The 9210-nt window shown below is 38.6% G+C and carries 13 protein-coding genes; 12 read left to right on the top strand and 1 reads right to left on the bottom strand.

The features are described 5' to 3' along the window. The first annotated feature begins 207 nt into the window (after positions 1-207). From MM214_RS18695 to MM214_RS18650, 10 genes are all read left to right on the top strand, one after another. Positions 208-1617: an RHS repeat domain-containing protein gene (locus MM214_RS18695; RefSeq protein WP_241297701.1), complete on the top strand. Its 1410-nt coding sequence runs from the start codon at positions 208-210 to the stop codon at positions 1615-1617. Beyond that, positions 1607-2047: a hypothetical protein gene (locus MM214_RS18690; protein ID WP_241297700.1), complete on the top strand. Its 441-nt coding sequence runs from the start codon at positions 1607-1609 to the stop codon at positions 2045-2047. Before MM214_RS18695 ends, MM214_RS18690 begins: the two co-directional genes overlap by 11 nt. Then, complete coding sequence (locus MM214_RS18685; RefSeq protein ID WP_241297699.1) at positions 2044-2460, top strand: hypothetical protein; 417 nt, start codon at positions 2044-2046, stop codon at positions 2458-2460. The genes MM214_RS18690 and MM214_RS18685 overlap by 4 nt, the downstream gene beginning before the upstream one ends. 93 nt (positions 2461-2553) lie before the next feature. Continuing rightward, on the top strand, positions 2554-2709 hold the full coding sequence (locus MM214_RS18680) for a hypothetical protein (protein WP_241297698.1): 156 nt from the start codon (positions 2554-2556) through the stop codon (positions 2707-2709). Between the two features lie 193 nt (positions 2710-2902). Beyond that, on the top strand, positions 2903-3310 hold the full coding sequence (locus MM214_RS18675) for a hypothetical protein (protein ID WP_241297697.1): 408 nt from the start codon (positions 2903-2905) through the stop codon (positions 3308-3310). A 336-nt stretch (positions 3311-3646) separates the two neighbouring features. Then, entirely contained in the window at positions 3647-3922 is a 276-nt protein-coding gene (locus tag MM214_RS18670; RefSeq protein ID WP_241297696.1) for a hypothetical protein, read from the top strand. Between the two features lie 335 nt (positions 3923-4257). Continuing rightward, on the top strand, positions 4258-5547 hold the full coding sequence (locus MM214_RS18665) for an RHS repeat domain-containing protein (RefSeq protein WP_241297695.1): 1290 nt from the start codon (positions 4258-4260) through the stop codon (positions 5545-5547). After that, complete coding sequence (locus MM214_RS18660) at positions 5544-6170, top strand: hypothetical protein (protein WP_241297694.1); 627 nt, start codon at positions 5544-5546, stop codon at positions 6168-6170. Before MM214_RS18665 ends, MM214_RS18660 begins: the two co-directional genes overlap by 4 nt. A gap of 78 nt (positions 6171-6248) precedes the next feature. Beyond that, positions 6249-6503, top strand: a complete 255-nt coding sequence (locus MM214_RS18655; protein WP_241297693.1) for a hypothetical protein — start codon at positions 6249-6251, stop codon at positions 6501-6503. A 43-nt stretch (positions 6504-6546) separates the two neighbouring features. Further along, positions 6547-7524, top strand: a complete 978-nt coding sequence (locus MM214_RS18650) for an RHS repeat domain-containing protein (protein ID WP_317208527.1) — start codon at positions 6547-6549, stop codon at positions 7522-7524. A 378-nt stretch (positions 7525-7902) separates the two neighbouring features. On the opposite strand, the gene MM214_RS19185 is transcribed toward MM214_RS18650, so the two are convergent. Further along, the gene (locus tag MM214_RS19185) at positions 7903-8154 is read right to left on the bottom strand and encodes a helix-turn-helix domain-containing protein (RefSeq protein WP_353959798.1); all 252 of its coding nucleotides are present in this window, start codon (positions 8152-8154) and stop codon (positions 7903-7905) included. Between MM214_RS19185 and MM214_RS18645 the strand changes: the two genes are divergently transcribed. Both MM214_RS18645 and MM214_RS18640 read left to right on the top strand, forming a co-directional pair. Next, a complete protein-coding gene (locus MM214_RS18645; protein WP_241297692.1) occupies positions 8091-8474 on the top strand; it encodes a hypothetical protein in 384 nt (127 codons plus the stop codon). The genes MM214_RS19185 and MM214_RS18645 overlap by 64 nt on opposite strands. 207 nt (positions 8475-8681) lie before the next feature. Then, positions 8682-9210, top strand: a 529-nt coding sequence (locus MM214_RS18640; RefSeq protein ID WP_241297691.1) for an RHS repeat-associated core domain-containing protein, incomplete at its 3' end; no start/stop codon positions are given.

Raw genomic sequence — 9210 nt, 5'->3', positions numbered from 1 at the left:
CGGTGGCCTGTAGCGTGGATAGGATTTCTCCGTCTTGACTTTTTTGTTACTTTTTGTGTCAAGACAAAAAGTAAGAGGAATTGATCAAGATAATCTTTACCATTTCACTAACTGTCCAAAGTTTCCCAATTATATTTTTAGTAAGAAATAACGATCATTTACACACGATCCTACAATCGTAAGGATTCAATTGATGCGGAAGTTTATGTGAAATATCTGGATCCGAGTACCACAGGAACCCCAGGGTCAGCCTTTGCACAGCTGATCACCAATTTGGCAAACAATGCCTCAAGTGTAGTGATAGATGGAGCCACAGCAGGAACTAACCCGATGCCCTTCGCAGGCTTGATGGGCTATGGAAGTGACAACTCCACAGGACCTAAGGCATACCTGAACGTCCTGGTCTTTGACCAAAACTATCAGTTTCAGCCAAATCAGAGCACTTTCAAATCAGTAACTTTAGCAGCCAGGGAGACAGGGACGAATGTTCCGCACGAACTCTTAAAAACGGTCCAAATCACAATACAAAAGCCAGGATATGTGTATATTTACTTCTCCAACGAGAATCCAACTCCCGTTGAGGTGTTCTTTGACGACTTCAAGGTAACCCATACCAACAGCAACATAGTCCAAAAGGATGACTACTATCCATTTGGTATGTCGTTTAATTCCTATTCGGCACCTAGTGGGGTGGGGCACAAGTTCAAGTTTAATGAAGGAAGTGAGTGGATAAGTGAAAACAACTTGAATCTATACTGGACACCGAATAGACTTTACGATCCAGTTTTGGGGAGGTTTCAAGGTTTAGACAAGCTTTCAGATATGTTTACTTCAATCAGTCCAATGGTATTTAGTTTTAATAATCCGTTGAAGTTCAAAGATCCAACAGGATTGTCAGGAAAAGGTGATGAATGTGAAAATTGCACTGAGTTGCCTGAGATAATAGTTACGGCAACAAGATTATCCAGAAGTGGTTCAAATAGTAGTATTACTTTGTTTTCATATATTTCAAGTAATAATCCAATTCATAGAAACTTGGGACTGACAGCCAAAAACAAAGGCTTAAACGCTGCCCATGATCTCATGAATCGCGGACAAAAACTCCATTTCAGCGAGGGCGAATACATTACTGCAAAAAATTCAGACTACATGGATGGAATAAAAGCAATGGTGGCTTATGGGGTGACAGGTTCTATGATAGCTGTAGCTGCAAGTCCTATTTTGATAGAGAATATGGTTCAAACTCTAGGGGCAAAAGCGCTAGGGGACATGGGTATAGAAAGTTTATGGCAAGCAGGAAACAGTCTTTTATATAATGGAAACCTATCCCAAATAGATTTCGCTGATATTGGATTTGCAGGTACAGGGGGGAAATACATTTATGTTTTTCAAGCAATGGTAGATTTAGATTCAGGGGGTTTTAAACTAGCAGGTGCAAATAAAAACTTATTAAATTTCGGAGTGGATTTAGGAATTGGAAAATTTAGCAGGTGGCATTCAAAAGAATTAACATCAGCTGGAATTGATCAAGCTGTCGTTAATTTTATTAATCACGTTAATCAACCAATAAGGATAACTTTTGGATCAGGTATAAAATCAGTTGTCAATGATAAGTGAAAGAAAAAAAGCGGTATTGATTCTTCTGGCATGCTACTTATTGTATTTTCTTTGGGAATATAACTACAATAGGTCACCAAAGAAGTATACAACTGGAGTTGTAACAAATATTACAACTGGGTTTAAATCAGATAGTAATGTTGAATATCAGTTCATTTATTTAGGAAAAGTTTATAATTCAAGATTTGGAAAAGGGGATTATAGTGCCAAAATTGGAGATTCATTTATAGTTGAATTTGAAGAAAAAAAACCAAAAAATTCAAGAATTATTCTTTACTATCCTATACCTGATTCATTAAATATAAGCCCTCCAAGGAATGGATGGTCTGAAATACCAACTGAAGTGGAAATGTACCGAAAGAGTAGAACTCAAATATTTGGTCTTTATGATAGACTGATCAAATTTAAAGCTGATCAAAATAAAAGATGAGTGATAAGAAAAAATTTATAATAGGATTGATATTTGGAATCTCTGGTGTATTTATTTGGAATGTATATTATGATTCTTATGAAAAAATGTATACTGTAGGTGAAATCACAGGGACAAGTACAGGTATGAAGTCAGGCACATCAGTTCAATTTCAATTTATGCACAATGGAAAACGCATTGAAGGGTCAAGTTGGAAAGGTTCTTATGCTGCTAAAGTAGGGAATAGATTTATAGTTGAGTTTGGAAAAGATAATCAAACTGTATCATCTATTCTCCTATATTATCCTGTTCCTGATTCTTTAAAAATAGATGTTCCACGAAAAGGATGGGGTGAAGTGCCTGATGAAATTAAAAAGTATAGATTGAAAAGAAAAGAGGATTTTGGATTTAGAGAATTTTTCCTTATTGACTAAACTTTATAAAATTTTATTTGATATAAAAGTTCCTGATTCGGTATTGGTTCCTGAGGAGGGGTGGAAAAAGATACCTGAGTTTTTGAAACCAAAATGAGAGAAATAAAGGAAATATTGAACTATTTAGTTAATAATGCTAAATTCAGAGATTTGGACTATTTCGACATTGCCACCCAAAGTGTTTTTGGGTTCAATACATTTGGAAGTATCCTAACAGGTTCGGTTTTGGATTATACACCCATTTCTTAGCCAAATGGAAATTTAGGTTTTGCAATAAATAAAGGTGATCGAGGTTTGACAAATTTAAGAACAGGAATGGCCCCAGGGCTTTCAACTGATTTTTAAACTAATACTGTAAAGTCTCCTGGAGCATCTTTTGTAATGTTTTTGAGTGCAGATATGATTATGAAATTTAATGCCAATCAAATAAATATGAGTAGTAATGATTAAACCTAATAACTACAATGACTGGACAGATCCTCATACCAAAGTGGCTCTTGGTTTGTTTTTCTTATTCTTGTTTATAGCCTTTGGGTATGGTGCGTATAAATCTCACATCGAAACCACATCAGATATTAGATATACTATTATTAATTTTTATGAAAAGTATTCTGATAGTAAGAGGATTGGAATGAAGGTTTTTTATAAAGTTGAGGGTAGATATATATACGATAATTGCTTTTCAAATGATTGTAAAAAAATAAATGTAGGAGAAAAACGCTTGGGATTTTATTTCATAAAAGACCCTTCCATTTATGATGTTATATTTGAAATATCTGTTCCTGATTCAGTATTAGTTCCTAAGGAGGGGTGGAAAGAAATACCTGAATTTTTGAAACCGAAGAAGTGATTATAATTTTGGAAGAAACATCAGGATTCAATTTTGTAGTGGGTGTGCGGGTAGTTTGAAAACGACTCGAACACAACTAAAGATTTTGTGATTCGGGAAATAGCCGATCATCTGATAAAACTTATTAATCACAACTGAACTAAAAATCTATATTTTTCACACCATGAGCAACCAACTCAGCAAGGTGACAGATACCACAGGGATAAGCTCAGGCTTCAAAGACGGAGCAAATGTAGCCGATGAGTATCTCTATGATCCCAATGAGGACTGAGCGTTAAAAAAGCTTTGATAAAGCTTTTAGCGAGGGGCCAGGTTGCAGGGTGGGTTTAAAAGAGTGTGGGAATCACTGGATTCACTTACAACCCACTGAATTTACCAAGCAAGGTGACCTTTAGCGCATCCAAATACATAGAATATACCTACGATGCCAGTGGTAGCAAGCTGTCCCAAAAATCGGTAGATGGAGGTACAACCAAAATCTCAGATTACGTAGGAGGTTTTGTATATGAGAACAACAAATTACAGTTTTTACAACATAATGAAGCGGGTAAGCCGTTAAGAAACAGTCCAGTGGACTGTTTTAGGCTTAAGCCAGGTTGCGGGAAGGAGTAGCCAAAAAAAATGCTTCGGGTACATTCTAAGACCACGAGTATCAGAATTAAACTTCAAATCTAATGTTGGTTATATTTCCTCAAACTGTTTTTCATGCTTGCGGGTGGGATGACGGAGATCCGGGCCAGCGGTGGCCTGTAGCGTGGATAGGATTTCTCCGTCTTGACTTTTTTGTTACTTTTTGTGTCAAGACAAAAAGTAAGAGGAATTGATCAAGATAATCTTTACCATTTCACTAACTGTCCAAAGTTTCCCTATTATATTTTTAGTAAGAAATAACGATCATTTACACACGATCCAACAATCGTAAGGATTCAATTGATGCTCAAGTTTATGTGAAGTATCTGGATCCAAATACCACAGGAACCCCAGGGTCAGCCTTTGCGCAGCTGATCACCAATTTGGCAAACAATGCCTCAAGTGTAGTGATAGATGGAGCCACGGCTGGAACCAACCCGATGCCCTTCGCAGGCTTGATGGGCTATGGAAGTGACAACTCCACAGGGCCTAAGGCATACCTGAATGTACTGGTCTTTGACCAAAACTATCAGTTATTGACATCATCTTTTGTTCCAGTGACTACAGCTGCTAGGGAAACAGGATCAAATGTACCCCATCAATATTTAAAATCTCCTCAAATCACCATTCAGCAACCAGGATATGTGTATATTTACTTCTCCAACGAGAATCCAACTTCGGTGGAAGTATTCTTTGACGACTTCAAGGTAACCCATACCAACAGCAACATAGTCCAAAAGGATGACTACTATCCCTTTGGGATGACGTTTAATTCCTATTCGGCACCTAGTGGGGTGGGGCAGATGTATCTATATCAGGGCAAAGAGTTCTTAGACGATCATAGCCTCAATGTTTATGACTTTCATGCCCGTGGATATGATCCCGCTATAGGTAGGACTTGGCAGTTGGATCCGCATACGGAGAATTATTTTTCATGGTCTCCTTATAGCTGGGTGGCGAACAATCCTGTGTTGCATATTGATCCTGATGGAAAAGATTGGTTTGTAAGTACTCAGAATGGAGTATTAATAAATATTAAAGGGCAAAATGAATTTAGTTTTAGTAATTTAAAAAAAGAATATGGGCAGGAGATAGCGAATTTTATTTATGAACTTAGTGGAGGAGCTTCAAATGACAGTTGGGAAAACTTCGGTGCAGATGACATGTTTGATTCGAAAGACAATAAAATCAGTAAAAACCTTGGCGGACTTACTATGATGACCGAAGGGGTAAGTGAGCAATTTATGATGGATAATGGGTACTATAAAGCTTTGGTACAAAGTGTAAGCGAATTAGACTTTAGAATGTTCGAACTAGAGCTGAATGGAAGAAGGGTTGATTCAGGAGGTAGAAAAGAGATCTTAAATAGTAAAATTACCTACAAAAGATCAAATGAGTTTGGGGTTTTTCAAAGGGAGTTGGATATTTATAATTTCCCCATGCTTTCAATGCAGAGGAGTACATATACACATGTAATTGATCCTAATTACAGGAAAAATCATGGTAGTACTATTCGAAACAAGTCTAACCCTGATTTTGAAAGTCTTGGTTTAAATTTTTATCAGGATTTTGTAGTTCCTTGGATGTTGAAAAGTTATAAGAAATGAAAAAAATTAGATATATTATAATTGTATTGATTTTACTAAGCTGTTCAAGTGAAAGAGAACTCAATTTTGAAGAAGAAATAGATTACTTTGAAGAAGGATTCATTGATCATTTCCCTAAAAAAATCAAGTTTTTGGGTTCTCTACATTCTATTTCCCAAAATATTTCTAACTCACACCCACATGTTTGGCTTAAATTTTTCCCTGATAAAGGGAAGTTAGACAGCGTAGAAAATGCTGTAAAATTAAAAGCTATTGGAAAATATTTCTCAGAGGATACTTGTTTAGTCGTAATAGACAAACACCTAAACTCAAAGAATTGGTACAAAATTGACAAAACACAAAGGTATCCAAAAAAGATTGAATATGGAGATCATGATTGCCATAAAGAAAAATATCCAGTACCTAATTTTTTTGATGATTGGTGGATGGATACAGACCAAAACATGACCAAACTGAAAGGATATACAATGTATGTATTAGAAGCAAAAAAAGGGGTATATATGAATCCAAAAAAGCTTCCAAATGGACTATACACACCTTCAGGATGGGAGCACGGCATAAGTAAGGGAGTTGCAATAAATAAAGAAAAAGGTGCAGTGATATATTGGGCTGATATTTGGTGAAATGCCAAAAATAATGTTAAATATTATTATGATCTTAAGAGAGTTTTTAGGTCAGCCTTTGCACAGCTGATCACCAATTTGGCAAACAATGCCTCAAGTGTAGTGATAGATGGAGCCACGGCTGGAACCAACCCGATGCCCTTCGCAGGCTTGATGGGCTATGGAAGTGACAACTCCACAGGGCCTAAGGCATACCTGAATGTATTGGTCTTTGACCAAAACTATCAGTTTCAGCCAAATCAGAGCACTTTCAAATCAGTAACTTTAGCAGCCAGAGAGACGGGAGGCAGCCCACAACCTGGCCCAAAGACTCTCGTCTTTGTCCTCACATGAACTCGTAAAAACGATCCAAATCACAATACAAAAGCCAGGATATGTGTATATTTACTTCTCCAACGAGAATCCAACTCCCGTTGAGGTGTTCTTTGACGACTTTAGGGTAACCCATACCAACAGCAACATAGTCCAAAAGGATGACTACTATCCCTTTGGGATGACGTTTAATTCCTATTCGGCACCTAGTGGGGTGGGGCAGAAGTACCTCTACAACGGCAACGAGATCATGCGTGACCACGGCCTTGAGGTATACGACTTCAAGTCAAGGTATTACGATCCGGTGATAGGCAGGTTCTGGAGCATCGATGTGCTGGCCGACCACCCAAGGCAGATCGGAATGTCTCCATACCAGTTCAGTTGGAACAACCCGATCAGGTTTAATGACCCTGATGGGAAATGTCCCAGTTGCTTGCCGATGCTTTATGCTGCTTATCAGGGGATGAAAGCAAAATATTCCGGGATTCTCAGTCAAGCCAATGCCCCATCACAAAGATTGATTTCTGGAACGTCTGGCAATACCCCTTCAAATATCGGGATGAATGAAACCGTGAGGTCTGCCGTTAAGATTACAGGGGTTGCTTCCGATATCAATGCAGTGACCGATGTTGGAAAAACCCTTGCAAAGGAAGCGACAATGGATGTGGGGAATGCTTTGGACAAGGGTGGCGAGATAATCTCAGATGTCGGTGTTGCGCTTGCTATTCCCACTGAGGGGGCTTCCCTTGTTCTTGTACCTGTTGGAGAAGGACTGTCTCTAACGGGGAAGGGTATGAAAGCCACCGTACACGCCATTAACGGTGATAATCAAAGTTTAGCGAATGAAGCAGTCAATGCGGGTGTAGGGATTCTAACCAATGGTCTTTCAGGTGCTGCTGTAAAACAATCATTGAAGACAGGTAATATTACCAATACGGCAGAGGGAGTAATTCAAAAGACGGTTTTAGGAGGAACAGGAAGTGCTGTAAATAAGACTGTAAATATAGTAACAAGACAATTAGATGAAGAGAAAAAACAATAATGATAATGAATTTTTACAAGCGTACAGAATTCAATTGGTAGTTGCATTAATATTTACCTTACTAATTCTAGCTATTTATTTGCTTTCTTGAAATAATACGTGGGAGCTGTTGATGAAAAAAATAAATGATCCTGCAGGTAAGGCAGCGATAATCAATTTTATTGGCCTTCTTATAGTATTAATAATGATATTGTTATACTATCTTTTTGGTTAATATTCTTCAGGAACAATTTAAACTCTTTAGTGAGTAAATAGAAAAAGCCCCGATCAAGGGGCTTTTTCTATTTAGCGAAAGCTTTTTTTGTTTTGAAGTTCTGGATATATGTATCAATGACGTTGAACAGGACGCTTTTGGTATCAGCATCCATTTTTTGGATGTTATTGATCCTGTCCACTGTTTCTTTGTTGTAAGAGGCGTTTTCGCCTTCCCCAATAAAAAAAATCCACCATTACGCCAAAGGCTCTGGCCATCTCGGCCACCATCTCGATAGAGGGTAAGTTTTCGTTACGCTCATACTTCCTTATAATCTCCCTAGACGCACCGATCTGCTGTGTGAGGTCACCTTGTGACCAGTTTTTTTTATGGCAGTAAAAAAAGTTCAAACCTGAGTCCAAGCCTTCCCTTTTCATCAGGAGATAGCACAAACCTGAAAGTCTTTGCCAAATACGAAGACCAGAAATCCAGTAAGCTGAACAAGGGAGCATTTGTGGCATCTGGAGCAAAAGACAGGTTGGTGAACGATCTGCTGGAATTCAGCAATGTCACCTCCCGAAATGGGGGAGTCAATGCGATCACCTTGATAAGCATCATAGATATCATGGCCAAGAATCTACAGAAGCGTAACGCCCCAGAAGCATACATGGGCTATGCTCTTTATAGCTTGTCCCGAAAGCAAAGCGCTTCGGGAATGCAGACAGCAACCTATATGAGTTTGGTAAGCATGTTTTGAGTAAAAATGCAGCCAATGAGCATGAGGTTTTGGAAAATAATCTCTATATTCCGCAGGACGGATACATGGAGACCTTCCTAGTCAACGAAACAGACGAAAACGTATGGCCTGTCTGCTGCCAGATAGATTCGATGACTTTAGCATTATGAGCTTAAGTACGCCAATCGTACAGGAAACGCACTATAGCCTTTCCCGAAAGCAAAGCGCATGGGGAATCCTTGGGGGTTGGAACTTACTGGACTTGGTTTTCAGGCAAGTGGGATGAAGGTGAATAAGTATCTCTACAACGGGAAAGAGTATATTGAGGATAACGGGTTGAGGTATTATGACTACAGGGCAAGAATGTACGACCCCGCAATAGGCAGGTGGAGCGTCATAGATCCGCTTTCTGAGCAGATGAGAAGGCATTCACATTATAATTACGCCTTCAACAATCCGATAAGGTTCATTGATCCTGATGGGATGGCGCCAAATGATGTAATTGACAAGCTCCTTGTATCAGCGAAAAATTATGTTACCAATACGACAAATCAGGTGTTAAAAGAGACTTCCATAGCTGTCGTCAAAGGTATCAAGGAGTTTGTTCATAATATTGATGTAGAAGCTACTCCTTACACAAAAGGAGAGGTTACCTCGACGATGGGTGGACGTTTTGCAGGGAAAGTTGAAGGGCTTGGTGTCGATGTCGATGCTGGCTCTGTGGAGCTTGCTTCAATATCATTTGAAAGTACTAAAA

This window comes from Belliella kenyensis (assembly GCF_022549675.1).
In the GTDB taxonomy this organism is placed as follows: Bacteria; Bacteroidota; Bacteroidia; order Cytophagales; family Cyclobacteriaceae; genus Belliella; species Belliella kenyensis.
Note: the sequence above shows the minus strand (reverse complement) of the source record. Positions and strands in the feature narration are given on the sequence as shown.